The organism is Vibrio sp. 1288, assembly GCF_033344475.1.
Genome location: NZ_JAWPOX010000006.1, coordinates 45,883 through 70,042, shown reverse-complemented (window position 1 = coordinate 70,042; position 24,160 = coordinate 45,883). Strand labels below are relative to the sequence as shown.

General features: G+C 44.5%; 19 protein-coding genes and 1 riboswitch. Of the genes, 10 read left to right on the top strand and 9 right to left on the bottom strand.

Annotated elements, in window-relative coordinates:
- Window position 1: 1 nt before the first annotated feature.
- From R8O11_RS06460 to R8O11_RS06450, 3 genes are all read left to right on the top strand, one after another.
- Entirely contained in the window at window positions 2-1,507 is a 1,506-nt protein-coding gene (locus R8O11_RS06460; RefSeq protein WP_005378389.1) for an inactive transglutaminase family protein, read from the top strand.
- Between the two features lie 3 nt (window positions 1,508-1,510).
- A complete protein-coding gene (locus R8O11_RS06455; RefSeq protein WP_005378387.1) occupies window positions 1,511-2,479 on the top strand; it encodes an alpha-L-glutamate ligase-like protein in 969 nt (322 codons plus the stop codon).
- A gap of 227 nt (window positions 2,480-2,706) precedes the next feature.
- Window positions 2,707-2,859, top strand: a complete 153-nt coding sequence (locus R8O11_RS06450; RefSeq protein ID WP_005378381.1) for a hypothetical protein — start codon at window positions 2,707-2,709, stop codon at window positions 2,857-2,859.
- 143 nt (window positions 2,860-3,002) lie between these two features.
- On the opposite strand, the gene mukB is transcribed toward R8O11_RS06450, so the two are convergent.
- The 4 genes from mukB to cmoM are packed head-to-tail and all read right to left on the bottom strand — an operon-like array spanning window position 3,003 to window position 10,306.
- Window positions 3,003-7,466 (bottom strand): chromosome partition protein MukB, encoded by a 4,464-nt coding sequence (gene mukB / locus R8O11_RS06445; RefSeq protein WP_318194032.1) that lies wholly within the window; start codon window positions 7,464-7,466, stop codon window positions 3,003-3,005.
- Window positions 7,467-7,468: 2 nt separating this feature from the next.
- Window positions 7,469-8,194 carry a chromosome partition protein MukE gene (gene mukE / locus R8O11_RS06440; protein ID WP_064376612.1) on the bottom strand — a complete coding sequence of 242 codons (726 nt, stop codon included), beginning with the start codon at window positions 8,192-8,194 and terminating at the stop codon, window positions 7,469-7,471.
- A complete protein-coding gene (gene mukF, locus R8O11_RS06435) occupies window positions 8,175-9,512 on the bottom strand; it encodes a chromosome partition protein MukF (protein WP_017634722.1) in 1,338 nt (445 codons plus the stop codon). Before mukF ends, mukE begins: the two co-directional genes overlap by 20 nt.
- A 2-nt stretch (window positions 9,513-9,514) precedes the next feature.
- Window positions 9,515-10,306 (bottom strand): tRNA uridine 5-oxyacetic acid(34) methyltransferase CmoM, encoded by a 792-nt coding sequence (gene cmoM, locus R8O11_RS06430; protein WP_025766915.1) that lies wholly within the window; start codon window positions 10,304-10,306, stop codon window positions 9,515-9,517.
- A 114-nt stretch (window positions 10,307-10,420) separates the two neighbouring features.
- On the opposite strand from cmoM, the gene elyC reads away from it, so the two are divergent.
- The gene (elyC, locus tag R8O11_RS06425; protein WP_005387893.1) at window positions 10,421-11,206 is read left to right on the top strand and encodes an envelope biogenesis factor ElyC; all 786 of its coding nucleotides are present in this window, start codon (window positions 10,421-10,423) and stop codon (window positions 11,204-11,206) included.
- 71 nt (window positions 11,207-11,277) lie between these two features.
- Here the strand turns inward: elyC and torR are convergent, their stop codons facing one another.
- Entirely contained in the window at window positions 11,278-11,988 is a 711-nt protein-coding gene (gene torR, locus R8O11_RS06420) for a two-component system response regulator TorR (RefSeq protein ID WP_005378370.1), read from the bottom strand.
- A 266-nt stretch (window positions 11,989-12,254) separates the two neighbouring features.
- On the opposite strand from torR, the gene torD reads away from it, so the two are divergent.
- The 5 genes from torD to R8O11_RS06395 all read left to right on the top strand — a co-directional run bounded on the left by torD (window position 12,255) and on the right by R8O11_RS06395 (window position 16,601).
- On the top strand, window positions 12,255-12,902 hold the full coding sequence (gene torD / locus R8O11_RS06415; RefSeq protein ID WP_005378369.1) for a molecular chaperone TorD: 648 nt from the start codon (window positions 12,255-12,257) through the stop codon (window positions 12,900-12,902).
- Window positions 12,903-13,370: 468 nt separating this feature from the next.
- Window positions 13,371-14,375 (top strand): HTH-type transcriptional repressor PurR, encoded by a 1,005-nt coding sequence (gene purR, locus R8O11_RS06410; protein WP_005378368.1) that lies wholly within the window; start codon window positions 13,371-13,373, stop codon window positions 14,373-14,375.
- Window positions 14,376-14,662: 287 nt separating this feature from the next.
- Window positions 14,663-14,752, top strand: a riboswitch (cyclic di-GMP riboswitch).
- A gap of 116 nt (window positions 14,753-14,868) precedes the next feature.
- On the top strand, window positions 14,869-15,459 hold the full coding sequence (locus R8O11_RS06405) for a TfoX/Sxy family DNA transformation protein (RefSeq protein WP_005378367.1): 591 nt from the start codon (window positions 14,869-14,871) through the stop codon (window positions 15,457-15,459).
- Window positions 15,460-15,573: 114 nt separating this feature from the next.
- Window positions 15,574-16,260 carry a TVP38/TMEM64 family protein gene (locus tag R8O11_RS06400; protein WP_005378366.1) on the top strand — a complete coding sequence of 229 codons (687 nt, stop codon included), beginning with the start codon at window positions 15,574-15,576 and terminating at the stop codon, window positions 16,258-16,260.
- A gap of 20 nt (window positions 16,261-16,280) precedes the next feature.
- A complete protein-coding gene (locus tag R8O11_RS06395) occupies window positions 16,281-16,601 on the top strand; it encodes a DUF2007 domain-containing protein (protein WP_017820033.1) in 321 nt (106 codons plus the stop codon).
- 31 nt (window positions 16,602-16,632) lie between these two features.
- On the opposite strand, the gene R8O11_RS06390 is transcribed toward R8O11_RS06395, so the two are convergent.
- The 4 genes from R8O11_RS06390 to topA form a co-directional block, all read right to left on the bottom strand.
- Complete coding sequence (locus tag R8O11_RS06390) at window positions 16,633-17,436, bottom strand: alpha/beta fold hydrolase (RefSeq protein WP_017820032.1); 804 nt, start codon at window positions 17,434-17,436, stop codon at window positions 16,633-16,635.
- Between the two features lie 109 nt (window positions 17,437-17,545).
- On the bottom strand, window positions 17,546-19,003 hold the full coding sequence (glgA, locus tag R8O11_RS06385; protein ID WP_042522112.1) for a glycogen synthase GlgA: 1,458 nt from the start codon (window positions 19,001-19,003) through the stop codon (window positions 17,546-17,548).
- On the bottom strand, window positions 18,993-20,210 hold the full coding sequence (gene glgC, locus R8O11_RS06380) for a glucose-1-phosphate adenylyltransferase (RefSeq protein ID WP_017634726.1): 1,218 nt from the start codon (window positions 20,208-20,210) through the stop codon (window positions 18,993-18,995). The genes glgA and glgC overlap by 11 nt, the downstream gene beginning before the upstream one ends.
- Window positions 20,211-20,818: 608 nt before the next feature.
- Entirely contained in the window at window positions 20,819-23,449 is a 2,631-nt protein-coding gene (topA, locus tag R8O11_RS06375; protein ID WP_005378351.1) for a type I DNA topoisomerase, read from the bottom strand.
- Window positions 23,450-23,883: 434 nt separating this feature from the next.
- On the opposite strand from topA, the gene R8O11_RS06370 reads away from it, so the two are divergent.
- Window positions 23,884-24,132, top strand: coding sequence for a YciN family protein (locus tag R8O11_RS06370; protein WP_042522113.1), 249 nt, complete (start codon window positions 23,884-23,886; stop codon window positions 24,130-24,132).
- Window positions 24,133-24,160 lie beyond the last annotated feature (28 nt).

Genomic DNA, 24,160 nt, shown 5'->3' with positions numbered 1-24,160 from the left:
TATGACGTCAAAAATACCGTTTTACCTTTCTATCATCTTATTGGTGATTGCGGGCATTGCTCTGAGTGTTTTCAGACATGAAAACTACGGCGTGCCTTGGACGCCAGGCGAAACTCGCCAGGTATGGGATGTAGAAGCTCGTATTGAGTTCAATGCTAACGGCAACGAAGTAAAAGCGTCACTTGCAGCACCTCATACACAAAGTGGTTACACACTTATCGGTGAATCTGCTTCCTCATCAGGTTATGGCGTTTCCTACATCAATGACGATTCAGGCCGTCGTGCAGAATGGTCAATTCGCCAAGCTCAAGGGCCACAAACCATATACTACAAAGCCCAGTTCTTAGTAGACCCTCAGGCTAAAGTCACTCCGTTACCGCCAACGGAAGACATTACTCCACCAACGCTATCAGCACCACAAGCAGCAGCGGCAAATGCCCTTATCGAACGTGCGATGAGTCGCTCAGCCGATAATGTGACGTTTACTCGTGAGCTTATCAAAGCACTTAATGACCCAGATAGCCAAAACTCGTCGCTACTACTGAACGATTTCAGCCGTACTGATGCACTGCATAATATTTTGCTTACCGCAGGTATACAAAGCAAAACCGTCGGTGTTATCGAACTAGAAGATGGTCGTCGACGCCAAACAATTCAACCAATGGTTCAGGTTTGGTCAGGTAAAGATTGGGTACTGTTTTCACCAAAATCCGAACAAAAAGCAGTGAAACCCAACTTGTTAGTGTGGGATGAATCAAACGTATCCTTACTTGACCTTGTTGGTGGTAAAAATAGCCAAGTGCATTTCTCGATGATTAAGCAAGAAATGACACCACAACAAGCTACAAACAACAAAATAGAAGCAGATGGATTACTGAATATTTCAATTCATAGCTTACCTTTGGAAGAGCAAGCGATGTTCAAAACCATCATGCTCATCCCTATTGGTGCTCTGATCGTTGTGTTCTTGCGTGTGATTATCGGCCTGAAAACATCCGGTACCTTCATGCCTGTGTTGATTGCCGTTGCTTTTGTTCAAACTCAACTATTAACGGGTATTGTCGGTTTCTTGCTAATTGTAGGTACAGGCCTGATTATTCGAAGCTATTTGTCTAGGTTGAACTTATTGCTGGTAGCAAGGATATCTGCGGTCATTATTACCGTTATTATGATCATCTCGGTGTTCACCGTTGTTGCGTTTAAGATGGGCTTAACGGAAGGCCTAACAATTACCTTCTTCCCTATGATCATCTTGTCTTGGACGATTGAACGTATGTCAATCCTATGGGAAGAAGAAGGTGCGAAGGAAGTTGCTCTGCAAGGTGGTGGTTCATTGCTGACAGCGGTATTAGTTTACCTTGCAATGACGAACTCATACATTCAACACTTAACCTTTAACTTCATTGGTCTACAGTTGATTGTTCTGGCCGGTATTCTATTACTAGGTACTTACACAGGTTACCGCCTCACTGAGCTACGACGCTTCAAACCACTAGCGGAGGACTAAACGATGTTCGAAAGTTTTACTTCGCCGTCTAAGCTTCGCCATAAAGGCATTATGGGGATGAACAAGCGTAACCACAGCTATATTGGCCGTTACAATGATCGTTCTAAATACCCACTTGTCGATGACAAGCTAAAGACCAAAATTATTGCACAGGCAGCAGGAGCAACAGTTCCTGCCCTGATCGGTGTCATTCATAACCAAGCTGAAGTTAAGACTATCCACAAAATGGTTGAGAACTGGCCTGGTTTTGTAATCAAACCTGCACAAGGTAGTGGCGGTAAAGGCATTCTGGTTGTTACGTCTCACAAAAACGGGGTATATACCAAACCCTCCGGCTCTACAATTGGTAGGGATGAGGTCGAGCGTCACATTAGTAATGCGCTTGCTGGCCTTTTCTCTCTTGGTGGTAAAAATGACGTTGCTGTGGTTGAAAACTTAATCAAGTTTGATGACTGTTTTGATGGCTTCAGTTATGAAGGCGTACCAGATGTTCGGATCATCGTATTTAAAGGTTATCCAGTTATGGCGATGATGCGCTGTTCTACAGCGGCTTCCGACGGCAAAGCAAACCTTCACCAAGGTGCCGTAGGAGTAGGCATTGACATCGCGACAGGTAAAGCCGTCAGAGCGGTGCAGTTCGATCATCCAGTTACTCATCACCCTGATACAGGTAAAGACCTTTCGACCCTTCAAGTACCGCATTGGGAGCGCTTGCTGGAGCTTGCGTCAAGTGCCTGGGAAATGACAGGTTTGGGATACATGGGTACGGATATGGTGCTGGATAAAGATGAAGGACCTATGGTTTTAGAGCTTAACGCTCGCCCTGGTCTGGCAATCCAAATCGCTAATGGTGCAGGCTTGCTTCCTCGTTTGAAACACATAGAGAGCCTTGGCACACCTGCTGAGTATCCAAAACCGATTGAACGCGTCGCTTACGCAGCAGAGCAGTTCGGTGTGAAGCCGTTGTTCTAACCCTCCGACCTAATGTTCGTTATTACTCGCCAGTAATTGTCATGATTACTGGCGTTTTTGTTCCCGCATCCAAAAACCTTGCACTTGCTCTCCTTATTAAACACATCCTTCTCATATATAAGTTGAATCAATGATCGAGCTAACAAAATCAACATAGATCGTTTCTTTTCTACTTTGCCTTTTGAGTATGATGAGAGCTCCCCTTACTCAACTTGAGAGGTTGGGAAATGCTAATAAAAGAAACAAATAATGATGAACCAGAGCTTGAAGAACAAGAGAGCTTAGACCAACACCTACAACGCTTGTCTGAGCTTTCTGTCCAAGCACTTGAAGAGCTTGCTGAAATGATCGAAGTCAGGGACGATATTCCAGAGGAATAAACATCGCTTCCTCATTAAGTTCCGTTAATAAGCCGAGACTGCCGTCCTACAGTCTCGGCTTGTCTTATGTTGTTCGAAGCCTACCTCGTAAATAGATACAAAAACGCCCGCGTTCATTGCGGGCGTTTTGTTAGATTCGCAGTTTACGATTCAAACTCTTCAATCATCTCTTGTGCTTCAGTCTTAGGCTTATCCGTTTGACCAAAACCACGCAGACCAACCACGTGTACGTGTTCGTGATCTTTAAACACCTTACGCACCAGTTTGTAGGTAGTCCCCTTCTCTGGGCTGATGTTTTCAGGCGCTGCGATAAGAAGCTGCATATCCAGACGGTCACACAATTCGAACAATGTCGCGATCGATTTCGCATCCAGACGCGCGGCTTCATCCAAGAAAAGCAAACGACAAGGCACAATGTCTTTGCTGCGTAGACGACGAGACTCTTCTTCCCAGCTTTGTACTACCATCAATAGGATTGACTGACCAGTACCGATCGCTTCACCTGTTGATAGTGCGCCAGACTCAGCCTGTAGCCAACCATCTGTACCACGGTTCACTTCTACACTTAGCTCTAGGTAGTTACGGTAATCCAGTAGCTCTTCACCCAGAACCTGAGGAGAACGTTGACCCATATCAATATGTGGGTTCACACGTTGGAACAGCTTCGCCATTGCTTCGGAGAAGGTAAAGCGAGTCGATTCAAACAGGTCTTTGTGCTGCTCTTGCTGTGTCGCTAGACCGTTCAGTAGCACTTCGTGACTTTCGCGGATCTTCACGTTTAGACGTACGCCCTTCACCTGACCAAACGAGATGTTCGACAGGCCTTGGTTCAGCATACGAATACGGTTTTGCTCACGCTGAATCGTCTTCTTGATGATGCTCGCTACTGACTCAGAGCTGATCGCTAAGCGGTTTTCACGTTGCGTTAGCTCTTCCGTTAGACGCGCCAGCTCTACTTCCATCTCTTCGATCGCTTCTACAGGATCATCAGTACGGATGATATCCTGACGAATACGCTCACGAAGATGTTGGTAAACCGCAATGTAGAACAGAACTTTACGCTCTGGGCGAGCGTTGTCTTCTGATAGACGCAGCGCATCACGCAGGTCGTCATTGTTCGCAACCGCGAGACGCAGCGCACCCAATGATTTATCCGACATTGAACGCAGTTCATCCGCTGACATATAAGCCAGTTCACGCTTGTGTAGACGACGCTCAACATCGTTCTCACGCGCCAGACGAAGTACTGAACACCAGCCAGCTTTCGCTGCAACCACGAAGGTACGTAGCTCAACGTATTCTTTCTGAACTTTCTTCAGACGTTTCGCCAAGCCTTTCATCTCTAGTTCAGTAGAGGTGATCGTGCGCTCGTATTCGCTCTTACGACTGCGAGACGTGTGTAGACGCTCGTGCAGTTCGTCACGACGACGCATTGCACGTTCTTCCGCACCTTCGTCCGCATTAACACCAAACTCTTGAAGTTCTTGTTTGAACTCTTGAACCGTTTCCAGTTTCGCTTGGTGTGAACTCTTCAATGATGCCAATACTTGGTTGTATTGGTTCATTTGACCCTGCGATTGCTTCAACTCTTCACGAGAGCGAGTACGCATTTGTTCAGCTTGAACCAGTTTAGCTTTTAGCTGCTCACTCAGTTCGCTACTCTTGTTCAGTAGGTCTACTGAATCTGAGTAAGCGAAGTAGTGACGACGTTCAACGAGATCCGAGAGTGCAAAGATTTGCTTCTTAAGATCTTGTAGCCGCTCGTCTGCCGCTTTGTATTCTGCTTCTAGTGCATCGAATTGCTCTGGGTCAGCATCAAGCGCAGACGCAATATTCTCTAATTGCGTGACGGCTTTTGCATGGTTGTTTAAGAAGTTTTTTGCCTCTGCAAGCTGAGCGATTTTCTCTTCTAGCTCATCAAAACGCGCTTGCAATGACTCATCTTCAACAAGCACCATGTGTGACGCTAGCTTGTCCAGAGAAGACAACGCTTGCTTGCTGGTTTGAAGCTGAGAACGTTGTTGTTGCTCTTTCGCATCCAGATCCGCCAACACGCGAGCAATTTGGTTACGCTTATCACGAATAGTTGCCAGTGCTTGTTCTGGATCGGCGTCAAAAGCAACCTGAATGTGGTTAGACACAAATAGGTTAAACGCTTGGTACAAGCGCTGCATTTTCTGAGAATCAAACGCCGCTTTTGCGTGTTTCTCTACCACTTCTTCTCGTTCGTTACGCAGCAACTCTAGACGCTGCTCACGTGCCGCGCGGCCAAACAATGGGATCTCAGGCAAGCGAGAGTAACGCATTTGGCGATCGTTCATACGAACGCAAACCGCGCCCTCTAACTCTTCTGCATCGAACGAGCTGTCATCAAAGGCATCGATGTCACCTTCAATGATGTACAAGTCTTCTGGACAGTCGTCTAGCTCTACCAGTTTCTCTTCGATGCCTGACAAGTCAGAAACAACGATAGCGTGACGAGCCGGACCGTACATCGCACTGAAGTAAGGCGCGTCATCAATCGTGATGTCATCGTAGATCTCAGACAGCAATACACCGCCCAGCGTATCTGCCAAACCTTTCAGGCGAGGGTCGTTTGAACCACCAGGAGAAGCTAGGCGCTCAATCTCAGCGTCTAGCTGGCTACGGCGCTCAGCGAGCTTATCTTTAGCTAAAGACAGCTCCCTTTCTTGTTCAAGGACAACTTGCATGTGGTTCATTACCGCATGGCGATCCTCAAGCTCTTCACCGCTCTGCTCTCTCAGTTTCTCTAGCGCATCGTTCGCCGCAATCCAAGCTGGTGCTATTGCTTCAAGCTTACTGATTTCTGCCACCGCGTTTTGCTCTAGACGGCGCTGTTCACCACGCTGATCACGAACTTCTTCTTGAGCTATCTCTAGTGATTCGATTTGCGTCGCATGACGTTCACGTTCTTGTTCAAACGTAATCTCATCGGTTAGTTCAACGTGATATTGCTTTTTGTATTCAGCAACCAGTTCACGTGCTTGACGCTGCTGGTTAAGGCTGCGTTCGAGATCACGGTGTTGTGCTCGCCATTGCTGTTCGTTTTGTGCGATTTGTTGTGACTCACGCGCTTTCGCAATTGCGGTTTTCGCATGTTCAGACGCGTCTTTGCGCTCAACTTGACCAACGATGCTTTGTACCAGTTTAAGCGCGGTTTCAAACTGCTCTGCCGCTGCAGAAGACATGTCCAGTTTGTGCTTAACCGATAGCAACGCATTGGTGCTTTCTGATTCTTTACTCTTAAGCTCAGAGACAAGCGCTTGAGCCGATTCCGCCGTTAGGCTGTCATCGCCAAGTAGCTGCTTCGCTTTCTCCAGCGCTTGAACTGCTTGTTGATATTGAAGGGCGCGAGTTTGCTGAACGTCAAGAGCTTGCTGGTAATCAGCAAGTTGCGTCTTAAGGCTATCCACCTCTTCTTCTGCAACGGTAGCTTGCTCTTCAGCCATCATCACGCGTTCTTGCGCTTCTTCGACTACCATCATTTGTTCTTCAAGACGCTCGCTCAGCTCTTCAAGATCTTCTTGGTAGCGTTCGATCTTCTCTTGCTGACGCAGCGCGTTTTGCACAAGTTGCAAGTGATCAGAAGCCGCTTGGTAGTCTTGCTCTAAAGAAGATTCTGACTCGATCAGCAGTTCCAGCTCTTCTTGAACGCGGTTAAGCAGATTGTTTTGCTCAATCAAGGTCTCGCGAGAACCAAATAACTCTGAACGCAAAGACAATGTCTGTTCTAGTTTTTTACGGCGCTCGTTGGCATGGCGCATATAGTCCGCCGCCACGTAGTTGGTCGACTCTGTAATCAAGTGTTTGAACAAGTCACGGTCTGCTTGCGTGGTTTTGATCGCTTCTAGCGTCATGCGGTTTTCACGCAGTGCCGATTCCATATCTTGGAACGCTTTCTTCACGCCACCGTTTTGTGGCAAAAGGTAGTCACGTAGCGAGCGTGTAATCGCACTTGAGATACCACCGTAAAGCGATGCTTCAATCAGGCGGTAGAATTTAGAACGGTCACCAGAGTTACGCAGTTTCTTCGGAATCACACCGAATTCAAACATTTGCGCGTGGTAATCCACGATAGAAGAGAACGCTTTGAACTGAACACCTTCAAATTCCACGATCGATTCTTTTACTTCGTTGATTTGACGTACACGAGCTTGAGTCGCAGATACGCTTTCAACCAAGATATCCGTTGGTTTCACATGGCTTGGAAGACCTTGGATAACAAACGGTTTGATGTCTACCTTCTTATCACGACCCGCAACTTGCTGCAGTTTTACTGCAAACAACAGGCGTTGGTTACGTGAGTTCACCACGTCTAGCGCCGCATAACATGCGCCCGGCTGTAGCTTACCGTACAAACCTTTGTCGCGAGACGATTGGCTGCTGCCTGCTTCTGTCGTGTTACGGAAGTGCAGCAGCGTTTGGTCAGGAATCAATGCGGTGATGAACGCCGCCATTGTGGTTGATTTACCTGCACCGTTACCACCTGATAGCGTGGTGACCAGACCATCGATGTCAAACGTACGGGCAAAGAAGCCGTTCCAGTTGACCATGGTCAGCGATTGGTATTTACCGCGTTCAATCATGCTCATACTTCACCCTCTTCTGTTGTTTCTTCTTGGGCTTGATCGTCTTGATCTTCTTCAGACAATAAGCTGCCTTGGCTTGGCTCTTTGGTGTGCACTACTGCTTCACCATCACGGATCAGACGCAGCTGCGCTTCACGCATGTCATCGCCAATACGTACATCGGCACCAAAGCGGAATACCGCTTCACTGATGCTGAATTTACCGGTTTCACCGATGTTGATGATCATGCCTAGGCGACGCAGACGACGAAGTGACGTACGTACTTTTTCAAACAGCTTTTCTTTATCGAGGTCAGAACCAGTCGCACGGTTCGTCACTAGCTTCATCAGCTTGTTTTCATCTGCTAGAGCAAGCAGTTCGTCGTACAGCTCTTGGTTAGTGAAGATGCCTTCGTGCGCAAGACGCTCTGGGCTTAGATAAAGGAAACACAGTACCTTACCCACCAGCATATCCAGTTCAGAAAGAACACTACGGCCAATCAGAGACGTTGAACGTGGACGAAGGTAGAAGAAACCTTCTGGCGCTTTCACCAATTCGGTGTTGTAGCGTTGGTAGAAAGAAGAAAGCTCAAGTTCGAAATCCGACAACAACGCGTGATTGTCTAGATCTTCACTTGAGATATGACGCCCTGCTCGAAGCATGCTGTCTAGCGCTGGGAACAGAGGGTTAGAAATTGCTTTTGCCAGATTCTCTGACATGTATTCATTAGTATCGGTCGATGACATTCGCTTGTACCTTTGCCCCAAATTCGTTGATTGCTTTCCAGTCTGGTTGAATCGCTTGGTAATCCGATTCTGAATACCCTAGACGTACAGCTTGATCGACGATAATGCGAGCTAAATCAAAATGATGAGTGTAAGGGTGCTGTGCAAGGTAATCTCGCAGTACCACACTCAAATCGATTGGTGTGCCTTGATCTTTATGCGCTTTTAGCATGTCACCAATTCGTTCAGACAGCTCATCATTGACTTGTTGAAACTCTTCGTATTCTACTTCCATCGGAACTTGACCCGTGACCTCGTCATCACGCAGTACTAGGGCCTCATCACGAAGGTCAGAAAGCCTCTCCGCATCTGCATAAGTCAGATACCAAGGCGCATCGAAGTAATCTTTGACGGATTGACGCAGACGCGAGCTAAACGCACGGTTCTTATCCATATCGATTGCAGTACGAATAAACTTGTGCACGTGTCGGTCGTAACCAATCCAAAGGTCGATCGCTTGCTGGCCCCAGCTTGTGATTCGGTCCAGCTTCATTTGCAGACCAAACAAGGCTTCTTCGATAAACTCCAGCTCAGGGTCACCGTAAACAATTTCTTGAATATCGAGGATCTGAGTTTGCAGTTCATCACTGGCGGCTTGCAGCGTATCTTGAAGTTCACGCAACGTGCTTGATGTTTCTGACAGAAGTGCTTCACAGTTGTTGATCGCTTCGCGCCAGTCTTTGTTAAGCAGGTCAGCAATCTGTTGTTTCACTGACTGTTGCTGCTCATCCATAACACGTTGGTTGAGGTCAATTTGATCGAAAATTTCGCCTACAGAATATTTTAAAACACCGTATACGTTTTTCTTCCAGTGACCCGGTGTGCCACCTTTTTGTGCTGCCTCAATCGCTTTCGCCATTTCATCCGCTACCATGGATAGCTGGATAGATAGACGCAGTTTTGAGAACTCACGATGACGCACGTAGTAGTCGGTTATTCCTATCGCTAATGGCGACAAGCGGTAAATGCTCGCTCCGTCAGTAATTTCACTGACAAAACGGCTCATAAGACGCTGCTTAACCATCTCGTTGATCGCATTGTTCGCACGAAAAGCGGAGGCTTCGCCGGTCTCATCAAATAGTCGAGTGACGATGGCAAATGCATCATGCAGTTCACCTTCACCCAGTTCTTCATCGAACCTTTCATTACTCAGTACGGCAATGGCTATCAAAAATGCCAATCGCTCTGTGGTCAGGTTCAACGAGAAATCGTGCTGCTTAACCCAGCCAACCAGCTCATCGATTGGTTGCTCTGCAGCATTGAGAGTCATCTCACTCATTGTTATTCCTGTTTATCGTTCTTTTTAGCCCACACATGAATGTAGCGGCCTAATGAGAGGTATGGCTCTTGTCGACAAAGTTGTTTTTCTAGCGCCAACACATCTTCAAACTCGTAATCACCCATGTATTCCATATTGCCTATGTAATCACTAAATGAGCGAATACCAGATTTGCCACAAATATTAAAACCTGAATTTTCTATCCACTGGTAGACTTCTTCAGGTTTTAAGCCTTTTTGCGGCTGTAGTTTAAATCTTTTTCGGTGAGGCATGCCGTCTAATATATGAGGAATGTTGCCACAAACTACGTTTTTATAGACTAAACCGTGGTGGTTGTAGAACATGACTGATGCGATGCCTCCCGGTTTTACTTGTTCTAGAACTGTTTCAAGTGCGGCCTTAGGATCAACCAGCCACTCCATCACAGCGTGGAACATAACCAGATCGACCTGTCCATCCATATGTTCACCGATGGATTGGACAGGCGAATGAATCAGGCGATACTGCTCAAGCAAACCGTTTTTTTCAATATCCTGCTTAGCCAACTGCAGCATTTCCGAAGATAGATCACATAAAGCGATTCGATGTCCGAGCTTAGCAAGCTTTTGCGACATTTGTGCCAAACCACCACCAGCGTCTAACACTTCTAGGGGTTGCTGGTCAGCATCTAATTCACTTAGAATCTGTAGAAAATCTTCCCACACAATGATTTGGCGGATCTCCCCTTTATCGGAGCCGTAAATATTTTTTGCAAATTTGTGGGCGATATCGTCGAAATTGCGGTCTTCTGTCACTTCTGCTGAGTTATCATAACGGATTGTGCCGCTATTCTGGCACAAGGAAAGCAGGAATAAAGAGGGATACCCTCATTTTTATTATCAATTGATGTTTTTTCGGACTATTTATGTATGTTTGAGCTGAAAAAAGTAGTGTCAGCCATGCTTATGCCCCTTCCGGCATTGCTGCTGATAGGCTTGTTGGGTCTTGCTCTCATTAGTTTTACTACAAAACGTAAAACTGGCTGCTTCGTTGTTCTATTCTCTTTTGTTGGCATTTTTCTTGTTGCCTTCCAACCTGTTTCAACCAAGCTTCTTATGCCGTTAGAGCGAGAGCATAAAGCCTTTTTGCCAGTTTCTGGCACCATCGACTACGTGATGGTTTTAGGGAATGGTCATGTTATCGATGACGAAATTCCACCCACCTCGCAGTTAAGCCGTGCAGCATTAATGCGCTTAACTGAGGGCATTCGTATTTTAAGAATGTATCCAGGCGCGAAATTAATCTTATCCGGCTATGCTGGCGGATCTGAAATTAGCCACGCGCGAATGATGGCGAACGTTGCCCTTGCGTTGGGAGTCGCGAAATCCGATATCATTTTATTAGAAGATGCGAAAGATACGTGGGAAGAGGCGCGTCAAGCGGCTGCATTCGTTCAACAAAAGGAGATTGTGTTAGTCACTTCCGCGAGTCACATGAGCCGTGCATTGTATGAGTTCAACGCAGCAGGCATTAAACCAATCCCAGCCCCGACCAACTTCTTAGCTATTAGCGAGATAAGTCAACCTTGGGATAAATACTCACCTAAAGCGCGTTACTTAGAACAAACAGAGCTTTATTGGCATGAGTACTTGGGCAGTATTTGGCAAAGGTTGCGTGATACTGTCGGCCAAACACCAATGGTTGAAGCAAACTAGTATTATCTTGAAGCCACAAAAAAGGAGAGCCGAAGCTCTCCTTTTCTTTTTACGATTGAGTTATGTTCCAACTAGTCACCAGCAAACATATAGCCTTCGCCGTGCACCGTTACAAAAATCTGTGGGTTCTTAGGATCGAACTCCATTTTTGCGCGCATACGTCGAATAAGAACATCAATGGTGCGGTCATTCGGCGCATCCACTCGATGGCTGATCATGTTCAAAATACGCTCACGACTTAACACCTGGTTAGGGTAAGACGATAATGCCACCAAAAGTTCATACTCTGCTTTAGTTAGTTTTACTGGCTCACCGTTGCGGCTAAGTGCGCGACGTTGAATGTCGAATGTCCACTCCCCAAAGCGCACAATGTGCTCTTCACTGGTTTCATTCGCTTTCGAGCTGCCACTGCGCGCTGCTGAAATACGCCACAGCAAGTTTTTCACGCGAACTAACAGCTCTCTCAGTTCAAAAGGTTTTGTCACATAATCGTCAGCACCCATTTCTAGGCCTACGATTTTATCAATGCTATCCGTGCGTCCTGTTACTAATATGATACCAATATCCGATTGGCTACGTAACTCACGAGTAAGCATCAGGCCGTCTTCACCAGGCAGGTTAATATCCAGCATGATCAGGTCTACATCGCCCGCTTGCAAAACTTCACGCATTTCTGCGCCACTCTCTGCTTCGCTGACTTGGTAGCCCTCATTTTGGAAATATCCCGCAAGCTTACTACGAGTTACAACATCATCTTCTACGACTAATACGTGATAGCTCATTTACACCACTTTTCTGTCTTCTTATTATCCAAGACGTATTCTATTCATAACTAGTAACATTTCTAGTCATAGATACATTAAAACGCAAGATTTAGCGTTTTTATTGATTCAAAACAAGCTTACCCATTGCTATTAATAAACGGTCATTTTTGACCATAAAACATAACAATTATAGTTACTGCTATTCATTTTAATTGATTACACTTAGGGGATATCCCTAATTGACTTTGTGATGCATGACTTGAAGCATCATTCAGGAGCCCAAAATGCAAGAAGTGAAAGCTTTTAATGAAAAACGCGCTGAAATTTACTGGTGGTTTTCGAGCTTGTTCGCAAAAGAACTAACAGAGAAAGAATTGGAAGCCTATCACAGTGTTGAAATTCGCAGTTTTCTCGCAGGTTTAGGTGAAAATGAGTCGCTAAAACCAGCCGTTGATAGCCTAGTTGATGCATTGAATCGGTTACAAGATCGTGAAGATGCACAACTAGAGCTTGCAGCTGACTTTTGTGAACTGTTTTTGAAGACAGAAAAATACGGCGCTCTTCCTTACGCATCCATGTACATTGGTGAATCAGGTTTACTGAATGACAAGCCAGCTGAGGAAATGGAAAAGTTGATGGCTGAATTTGGCGTTCAAGTAGACGAAAACCTAAAGGAACCTGCGGATCACTTAGCCGTTGAGCTCGACTTTCTCGGGAACATGATTATCCGCTCAAACGAGCTTGAACAAGAAAAACACATGGAAGAAGCCTTCGTTAAACAAAACGACTTTATCCAGCAACAATTGATGTCTTGGTTACCTCAGTTTTCAGACAAATGTAAAAAATTCGACGAATTTGGATTTTACTCGAGTGTCGCGAAACTATTAGTTGCATTTTGTAAACTAGACAGCGCCTACCTTCTTGGTGAATAATTGCCGCCTATTTTTAGGGAGCCTGCCTATCGGGCTTCCTGTATGCCTGAAAGTGACCAATTGTAAGTAACTTGGGTATAATATTCGTTTGCCTTAACTTAGCGCAAAGACGCTTGGTTATTTAGCAGTCAAAATGTGACTTCAAATACACAAATCTCTTGCTGAAAACATTGCTAGTCAGTCCACATAGGGCTAAAATGTGAGCGCAAACGATTAAATATGATTTATATGTAAACCGCTGAAATATAGCGGTTTTTGTGTTTTCTTAACAGGTTGATGGCAATTTCTCATCAGATAGAAAAAAGATAAAATTCATCGACCGATGCTGCTACGTACCCTTTTGTCGCACTTGGATCAACCGCTGCCGAGACACTTAGCGCCAATTTTATATTGCTAGGTGTGAAACCATTAGAGCATCAGGTACATCCAATACGACATATTTCAGTAGCTCGATACAGGACACCATTTATGGCCACGATAAAAGACGTTGCTCGCTTAGCCGGCGTTTCCACTACGACAGTTTCGCACGTTATCAATAAAACGCGTTTCGTTGCAGAAGCAACGCAAGAAAAAGTAATGAAAGCCGTTGACGAGCTGAATTACGCGCCAAGTGCCGTTGCACGCAGCCTAAAATGCAACTCAACTCGTACGATTGGCATGTTAGTAACTCAATCAACTAACCTATTTTTCTCAGAAGTGATTGATGGCGTTGAGAGCTACTGTTACCGCCAAGGCTATACTCTGATTTTATGTAACACAGGCGGGATTTACGAAAAACAACGCGATTACATTCGTATGCTGGCTGAAAAGCGCGTTGATGGCATCCTAGTGATGTGTTCTGACTTAACCGAAGAACTAAAAGAGATGCTTGACCGTCATGCGGACATTCCTAAAGTGGTCATGGATTGGGGCCCAGAGAGCTCACAAGCAGACAAGATCATGGATAACTCAGAAGAAGGTGGCTACATTGCAACCAAACATCTGATTGACAATGGTCATACGGATATCGCTTGTCTAAGCGGTCATTTTGAAAAGCTTGCTTGCCAAGAGCGCATTGCAGGTTTCCGTCGCGCAATGAGCGAAGCGAACCTAGCTGTAAATGAAGACTGGATCCTTGAAGGTAACTTTGAATGTGATACGGCCGTATTAGTTGCAGATAAAATTACCGCAATGGACAAGCGCCCGACGGCGGTATTCTGTTTTAACGACACAATGGCTCTAGGCCTAATGAGCCGCTTGCAACAAAACGGGATCAAAATTCCTGAAGATATTTCAGTGATCGGCTACGACAACATCGAGCTTGCGGAATACTTCTCTCCACCGCTAACGACTATCCACCAACCTAAACGTCGTGTTGGTAAAAATGCATTCGAAATTCTACTTGAGCGTATCAAAGATAAAGAACACGAAAAACGAATTTTCGAAATGCAACCTGAGCTTGTAATTCGAAATACTGTGAAAAAAATGAACTAAATTTCACTGTATTTAACCGTGTTAAATAAGCGCTCTACAGGGGCGCTTATTTTTTTGGAAAAATTAAGCATTCTCTAATACTTCACACCACTCTAATAACAATTGACTAACGTTAACTCCCTGTTTTATATAAATGTAATATATATTAAGAACTCCTTTTCAAAGGCCAATTTGCACCTTTCCATATGCAAAATAGAGCATTCAATCTATCATTTTTATTGAACCGAAATCACACTTTTAACGCTAAACCGTGATGTTAATTCAATATAAGAAGTATGCTCATTGTGTCACGCACAGGGCAAACCATTCGAAAGAGTGGGACGCAAAGCCTCCGGCCTGAACCATATTACGATATGGAAGGTAGCGGGGTTACCGATGGCAAGTGTGTAAGCAATGACTTTACTCTGTAATGACATTGTTTTTACGCATGTTTGCTACTCTCTCGGACCTGACTTTTGGTGGCGTAATATTAATTACACCGAGATAACAAAACATGGATAAACCGATACTCAAAGACTCTATGAAGCTATTTGAGGCACTTGGTAATATCAAGTCGCGCTCAATGTTTGGTGGCTTCGGACTATTCGCTGATGAAACAATGTTTGCACTAGTGGTAAACAATCAGCTTCATATCAGAGCAGACCAAAAAACTTCATCTGACTTCGAGAAACAAGGGCTAAAGCCTTACGTTTATAAAAAACGTGGCTTTCCAGTCGTTACAAAGTACTACGCTATTTCCAGCGATTTATGGGAATCAAGCGAACGCTTAATCGAAGTAGCGAATCAATCATTGAAAAAGGCAAAGCTTGAGAAAGAACAGCAAGCAAGTACAAAGCCTAACCGTTTGAAAGATTTGCCTAACTTACGACTGGCTACCGAGCGCATGCTAAAAAAAGCCGGCATCGAATCCGTAGAGAAGCTTGAAGAGGAAGGTGCGCTTAACGCCTATAAAGCGATAAGAGATACGCACTCTGCAACCGTCAACATTGAGTTGCTATGGGCACTAGAAGGTGCTATCAACGGCACTCATTGGAGTGTGGTACCTCAAGCTCGCCGAGATGAGTTGATGAACGGCCTCCAATAAAAGTCGGCCTAAAAACTATCTTGTAAAACCGCAGTCTAATCTGCGGTTTTTTTGTGAAATTTTTTCGGTTTTCCTACTGTCTTATTACATATATCCCAAATTGGAATCAAAATTATGAATAAGAAACTGATATTAGGTCTCATCCTACTAGCGGCTATCGTCTTTTTAGGTATTAACTTTGGCCAGTATTTAACCTTAGAGAATGCAAAAGCCCAACAAGAAGCACTAACTACATACATCGATCAGAATTTTGTATTCTCGGCTGCGATTTACTTTTTTACCTACATTGCAATTACCGCTTTTTCTATCCCAGGAGCGGCAGTAGTCACCTTACTTGGTGCAGCCTTATTTGGTTTTTGGACAAGCTTGCTACTGGTTTCTTTCGCTAGCACTATGGGGGCAACACTGGCCTTCTTGAGCAGCCGATACTTATTGCGTGACTGGGTACAAAACAAATTCGGAAATAAACTCAACGCAATTAATCAAGGTGTCGAAAAAGACGGAGCTTTTTATCTATTTTCCTTGCGTCTAATCCCTGTATTCCCTTTCTTTCTAATCAACTTACTGATGGGCTTAACACCGATGTCTGTAGGTCGATTTTATCTCACTAGCCAAATAGGTATGCTGCCAGGCACAGCCGTATATCTGAATGCAGGTACTCAATTAGCAACAATTGAAAGCCTATCGGGCATTGTTTCACCCGCAGTATTAGCGTCTTTTGCGCTATTGGGACTATTTCCAATCATCACTAAATGGGTTATGAATAAAGTAAGGCCGACACCAAGTCAGCAAAACTCGTAATTGGTGAAGTGGGTATTTTGATGAAAATATTTATCGCTAAAAACCCAGCAGAAGCACACATTGTATGTGAGCTGCTTAAAGTGGAACAAATTTACTGTGAAGTTCGCGGAGAAGGTATTTTCGGCTTAAAAGGAGAACTGCCGTTTGGTGATGATACCGATCCTTATGTGTGGCTTTTTGACACGGCACAAAAGATGAAAGCTGAAGAAATAGTAAAAGCATATCGAAAACAATCCGATAGGCATGAGTATCAAGATTGGCAATGCCCAAAATGTCATGAAATAAACGAAGGGCAATTTGGTGCATGTTGGCAATGTGGATATCAACTAGGAGAGCTATAGCGGCTCTCCTATTCAGTGGATGCACTCAGTTTTAAGCACATACAGCTTGCTGTTTAATAAACTCGATGGAGTGTTGATTGAAGTCTTCTGGACGCTCTACATTGCATACATGACCACAATTCGGGATTTCTCGTAGAATGCTGAGCTTATGTGCTGCAACCATTTCTTTGACAGGTTTAATAAACATGTAATCCCTGTCGCCCATTAAGTAAAGAGTCGGAATGGGTAACTCTCGATCTTTAAAATATTTCATTAACGGATTTACATCAGCGGCAAGAATAAACCAACGTTTAAATTCTTTTTGGCAAAGCTTCTTGGCTTCGCGAATAAAAAGGTGGCGAGATTCTCGTTGGCTTCTTTGAGGCATAACAATATAAGCGAACAGTTTGTAGAGCCACATGTACGGTAGGATATGCTTACAAAAATTACCTAATTTCACCAATATCTGAGAACGAGTGTTAAGCCTTGTGACAGCACCACCGAGCACCATCGAACGTACGCGCTCTGATGACAATTCAGCAAGGTTTCGAACAATAATAGTACCAAGCGACATACCGACAAAATGAGCGGATTGGATCTTTAAATGGTCCAATACTTTCAAAATATCTTGGGTAACTTCCGTAAAGGTATAACGGCTAGCAATGAGCTCTTTAAGTAACTGATTTGACTTTCCATGACCTCTTAAATCGATCAGCAATAAGTTAAAGTGTTGCTTGTAAGCTTTAATTTGCTTGAACCAGATAGAAGAGCTACCACCAGCACCGTGCACAAATACAACCCACTCATTACTAGTAGGGTGCAAATAGGTTTTATGAAAAAGTAGCGGCTGGGTCATATTGAGTATCAAAAAGATCGTGCTATTGAGTAAAAAGCCATCCTACCACACTCCCCTTACTCAAGATAATAAAGGCACCTCATTCGGTGCCTTTCGTTACAATTTTAAGTCAAACTAACGCTGAGTGGTAAAGCTGCAAATAAGATTCTGCGGCCTTTTGCCAACAAAAGTCTTGTTGCATCGCGTGCAACTGTACTTTATTCACTTCAGGCTCGTTTTGAGCGTAGAGCAACAGTGCCCTTAGCATCGTTAACAACAATGCCTGCGGTGTCGGTTCGAAAAAAACAAACCCCGTTGCTTCAGATGGGTTTACATCATAATCGCTAACGCTGTCCTTTAAGCCACCAACACCGCGTACTATCGGTAATGTCCCATAAGCCATACTATAGATTTGGTTTAAGCCACATGGTTCAAACTCAGAAGGCATCAAGAAGAAATCAGAACCAGCTTCAACGATATGCGCAAGTTCATTGTCATACGCTTCTACAAAGGCAAATTTGCTAGAAAACCGCGCGGCAACCTCTCGTAACTGAGCGGCAAGAACAGGGTCTCCGGTCCCAACGACAACTAGCTGAACATCGTGCTTCAAAAAATCGGCCAAAGCAGGCAACAAGTAATGAACGCCTTTCTGCTGGGTCAACCGACAAACCATACCGAACATAGCTACATTTTTTTCGGGCAAATTTAGTCGTTGTTGTAATGCTTTTTTACAAGCTTTCTTCCCTTGCGACATACTTTGCTGGTCGGCGCAGTAATTAACCGGCAAGTAGGTATCAGTTTCCGGATTCCAAGCGCTGTAATCACAACCGTTCAAAATACCAACTAAGTCCTGCGCGCGTTGCTGAAACTCCCAAGCCATTCCATGACTGCCAAGCTCTGTTTTTAGTTCCTCTGCGTACGTAGGGCTAACCGCGTTTATCTTATCTGCATTCATTACACCAGCTTTAAGCATCGTAATATGCGTTGCACTCACCGCAGCATCGGGAACGTTTCTATAATGAAACTCTGGCAAACACTGCACGTCTTCATAACTAAATACGCCTTTAAAGACCGCATTGTGAATTGAAATGACGCTTTTAGTATGAGCAAAAAACGGATCATTGCCATACCTGTGCTTGAGCAAAAATGGAACAAGACCTGTGTGCCAATCGTTCGCGTGTATGATATTAGGTTGAAAGGCGAGCTTGGGTAACATATCGAGACATGCTGCACTAAAAAACGCAAAGCGCTCGCCGTTATCAGTATACGCTTGGTTGTTCTCCGCATACATTGATGGTCGATTGAAATACGGCGGACAATCAATCAGGTAAACAGGATTTTGACCTAACATGAGCCGCAAAACTCGATACTCCGTATGCGGCCATGATGTTAATTCTGTTTCTAATACAACTTCTGCGTCTGCGAGTTTATCAATACTGCTGTACGCAGGGATGGTAATTCTTACGTCTTGCTGTAGGTTTTGAAGGGCTTCCGGTAGTGCCTTGGCAACATCTGCCAAGCCACCACTTTTAATGAGGCCTTCAACCTCAGAAGCTACAAACAGAATAGATAAGTTGTTAGTAGCCAACTCGAGCTCCTTTCGGAATAACAACAATGCCCTCCTCAGACACGTGGAAGTGTTTTTTATCTTCTTGAAGATTCACACCAATCTGAGTACCAGGAGCAATATCGGCATCCTTGTCGACAATCACACGACGTAAAACACATCCTTCGCCAATTTTTACGTCACCAAGAAGTATACATTCGCTGATATCGCAAGCAGAAGCAATATTACTGCGAAAACCAAGCACCGACTTTTCGATTCTTGAGCCTCTAACATAGCTGCCATTACACACTAAACTATCGATTATCTGCACACGACCATTATCAGAGTCGGTAAATGTCGCAGGTGGCAATGGTGGGTAGTAGGTATGCAATGGCCATTTACGGTTGTACAGCGAAAATGGTGCATCTTTTTCTAGCAGATCCATATGCGCTTGCCAGTACGCATCAATAGTTCCGACATCACGCCAGTACACCTCTTCTTTTTCGCCACTGATTTTGTTGGTACTGAAGTCATACACGAACACATCACCTCTAGGGAACATCTTTGGAATGATGTCCTTTCCAAAATCATGTGATGAAGCTTCATTATCCGCATCTTCGACCAACTCTGAGAACAGTACCTGAGCTTCAAAAACATAGTTACCCATTGAAACTAAAGCGTAATCCGGGTCACCAGGAATCGACTTCGGATTTGCTGGTTTTTCTTCAAAGCCAATCATACGGCCTTCACTATCCACTTCGATAACCCCAAATTGCGACGCCTCTTTTAGTGGCATGCGCAATGCAGATACCGTCAGAGAAGCCTGCTTTTCTGAGTGGAAGTTCAGCATTTGTTTGATATCCATCTTATAGATATGGTCAGAGCCAAAAATACAAACTTGCTCTGGTTCCTCTAACTCCATAAAACGCAGGTTTTGATAGATCGCGTCCGCCGTCCCTTCGTACCAACGTTTACCAGTACGCATTTGAGCGGGAATAGGATCGATAAAGCGGTCTGTAATGCCGTTGATGTTCCACCCCTTTTTTAAGTGATGGAATAAAGATTGAGATTTAAATTGGGTTAGGACGTAAATGCGCATCAGGTCCGCATTAACAAAATTGTTTAGAGCAAAATCGATCAATCGATAACTACCACCAAACGGTACCGAAGGTTTACTGCGAGATTCCGTTAAAGGTCTCAAACGAGAGCCTTCACCGCCAGCAAGAATCATTCCCAAAACACCAGCCATTTGTTGTTCTCCATATCGTTATAGCTTGGATTTGGTACTCGCTTGAATGAGTCATACTCGGGGAGTCAAGCGAATACATTTAGCAACCGTCTCTGAGTTTCTGTGAACTCTTACAACACGGATAAAAAAGCTACGGCACTTCCAGTATGCAACGTCCACTCTTTCCTTATTTTTTGACGCAAACAATGCACACAGTTGCACTAATTTTTGTAATAAATTATCTAAGCGGGTTCTAAATTACAATTTTTAATACGCCATTCTGTGTACCATACAGCTCTTGCGTACTCAAGACGATATCTAGATCACACATGGAAAAGCAAACGATTACATTGTGAAAACAATTTACGAACGGATTCACTACACCGCCGATTTTTTAGCCCAATGTATAACAAATATGTGAATGCAAAATGAAAGTTACAACAAATATTTTTTACATAAAAAATACATCAGCGACTACGAAATATTGATGCTGGGATCTTCTCGCGTCAGCAAAACTCAGTCAAAGCAGCAAAGAGCTATACGAACAACACAGTGGCCTTTACGCAAAAACAAAACGCAAAAAAGGCAGCGATATCGCTGCCTTTTTACATTACTTAGATCGTACGTTTTTATGCTTTCGCTTTTTTACGCTTATCAGTGACTTCCCACTTACCGTCAACAAAGAGCGCTGTCCAACCACTTGGCTTACCGTTCTCTTCCGAACGAACGTAGTTCTCTTTTGTTTTACGGCTAAAGCGTACAACAGCAGGACGACCATCAGGATCTTCTTGCGGCGCAGTTGCTAGGTATTTGAACTTCTCAGGTAAACGCTCTTCAAAACGCGCCAGTTCAGCAACCAAAGGAGCACGTGTCTCGCGCGATTTAGGGAAGTTGCTTGCCGCCATAAATAGACCTGAAGCACCATCACGAAGTACGAAATACGCATCTGAGTTTTCACATGGCAACTCGGGGAAATGAACAGGATCTTCTTTCGGGGGCGCGACTTCGCCATTCTTCAAGATCTTACGAGTGTTCTTGCACGTTTCGCTCGTACAATCCATGTATTTACCAAAGCGACCGTTCTTAAGCACCATATCAGAGCCACATTTGTCACATTCAACAACTGGACCATCGTAGCCTTTTACTTTGAACTCGCCGTATTCAACAAGGTAGCCTTCACAGTTCGGGTTATTACCACAAACATGCATCTTACGCTTGTCATCAATCAGGTATGCGTCCATCGCTGTTTCACAGATCGGACAACGCTTTTTAGCACGAAGAGCTGCGGTTTCAACGTCTTCTTCTAGAACGTTAATAATACCTTCTTCGTCACCCAAGTTGATGGTTGTCTTACAACGCTCTTTTGGTGGTAACGCGTAACCTGAACAGCCTAAGAATACACCTGTTGAAGCAGTACGGATGCCCATTGGACGGCTACACGTCGGACACTCGATATCCGTCATGACGATGTGGTTTAACTTCATACCGCCTTCTGACTCATCCAGCTCCGCTTTTTCAAGATCGCCAGTAAAATCAGCAAAGAAGTTGTCTAACACAGCTTTCCAGTTCACTTCACCTTCAGCGATTTGGTCCAATTTCTGTTCCATACGCGCAGTAAAGTCGTAGTTCATCAAATCGTTAAAGCTGTCATCAAGGCGGTCAGTAACAATTTCACCCATTTTTTCAGCGTAGAAACGGCGCTGATCAACTTTCACGTAGCCACGATCTTGAATCGTAGAAATGATCGATGCGTAAGTCGACGGACGACCAATACCTCGTTTCTCTAGCTCTTTAACCAGTGCTGCTTCAGTGTAGCGCGCAGGTGGCTTTGTAAAGTGCTGTTTAGGGTCAAGTGACTCTAAGCTTAGCTTATCGCCAAGTTGTACCGCAGGAAGGATTGTATCCTCGTTTTTGCCCATTGGACGCTGTACACGAGTCCAGCCGTCAAATTTAAGGATACGGCCTTTCGCTTTAAGCGTGTATTCTGCCGCTTTTACACTGATGGTTGTTGAATCGTATTCTGCTGGCGTCATTTGACACGCTACAAACTGATTCCAAATCAAAGCGTAAAGTTTGTGCGCATCAGCATCGACACCTTGCAGGTCTTCCGCCTTAACACCCACATTTGAAGGACGGATCGCTTCGTGCGCTTCCTGTGCCCCTTCTTTGCTACCGTACGTCAATGGTTTCGCTGGCAGGTACTTATCACCAAACTCAGAACCAATAAAGTCACGTACAGCGTCCACAGCCTCGGCACTTAGGTTAGTCGAGTCAGTACGCATATAAGTGATGTAACCGGCCTCATAGAGGCGCTGAGCTAGCATCATGGTCTTTTTCACGCCGTAGCCCAGACGTGTACTCGCTGCCTGTTGAAGCGTAGAGGTGATGTAAGGTGCTGAAGGCTTGCTCTTTGTAGGGCGGTCTTCACGCTTACATACTTCGTAACTTGCATTCTCAAGTACAGACATCGCTGCTTTGGTTTCTGCCTCATTAACTGGCTTAAACGCAGAACCGTCTTTCTGAGCAACAAGCAGTTTAAAGTCCGCTTTGTCTTTCGTTTTCGTATTCGCATGAATGTCCCAGAACTCTTCTGGTACAAACGCGTTAATCTCACGCTCACGCTCAACTAACAGTTTCACCGCAACAGACTGCACTCGACCAGCAGATAAGCCACGAGCCACTTTTTTCCAAAGTAGAGGTGAAACCATAAAACCAACGACACGGTCCATGAAGCGACGTGCTTGTTGGGCATTTACACCATCCATGTTCAGCTCACCAGGTGTCTGGAAAGCTTGTTGGATCGCGTTTTTCGTAATTTCGTTAAAAACTACACGTTTGTATCGCTCTTCATCGCCACCGATGATCTCACGAAGGTGCCATGCGATTGCTTCCCCTTCGCGGTCCAAATCGGTTGCGAGATAAACGCAATCTGCGTCTTTGGCGAGTTTTTGTAGTTCGTTGACAACTTTTTCTTTGCCTGGAAGGATTTGGTAATTCGCTTCCCAGTCATGATATGGGTTAATCCCCATCTTTTTGATCAACGCTTTGCGGTCTTTCTCTTTTTTAACGCGCGCTTTCTCTTCCGGACTCATCCCTTTAGTTGAGATGGCTGCGGCTTTTTTCTCACCAGTGCTTTGACCGGCCGTAGGCAGATCACGCACATGACCAACACTAGACTTAACAATAAAGTCTTTACCAAGGTACTTATTTATCGTCTTTGCCTTGGCTGGTGACTCCACTATAACGAGTGATTTACCCATAACTGACTCTAACGTCCTTCATAATAATGCGGGTAGAAACCTTGTTTAAAGGCCACCCGCATAATGTTCTATTTCATTGCTTCTTTTTTTACTATTGTGCGAGATGAAAAGAAGATCAACTGCTTTTTTGAAATTCAGATCCGATTGGTTGACAATTCATCGTCTTTATACTTCAAAGAGACAGGGTTCTGAAAGGTATTGAGCGGCATATCTAAACAGGCAAACTTAGCATCCGCTAATCCAATGCAATAAATTTTGTTACCCATCACAAAATAGTTTCGTTCAATACTCTGCCATCTTCCTCCGCATCATATTTACACTCTAAAAATTGATCTGTTTAGTCTTACTGAACGATTGACTGAATTAATCATGCAACCCCATTTTAGTTGTAGGTATACTCAGCGTTCTTAACTGAATAGAATGGTAGAAAGAATATGTCTGATAGAACGCTTATCGAAGAGTTCGACCTTCTTTTGATCGCTAACCAAATCATCCAAGAGCACGATGATTACATCGAGGGAATGCGAGCAACAAGTGTAGAAGAAAAAGAAGGTGTTTTAGTTTTTAAAGGTGAATACTTCCTTGATGACAAAGGTTTACCAACTTCAAATACGACTGCAGTATTCAATATGTTCAAATACTTAGCGCATCACCTTTCTAAGGAATTTACGCTGGTTAAATAGTATTGGGAAACAAAAAAGCCAGAGTGTT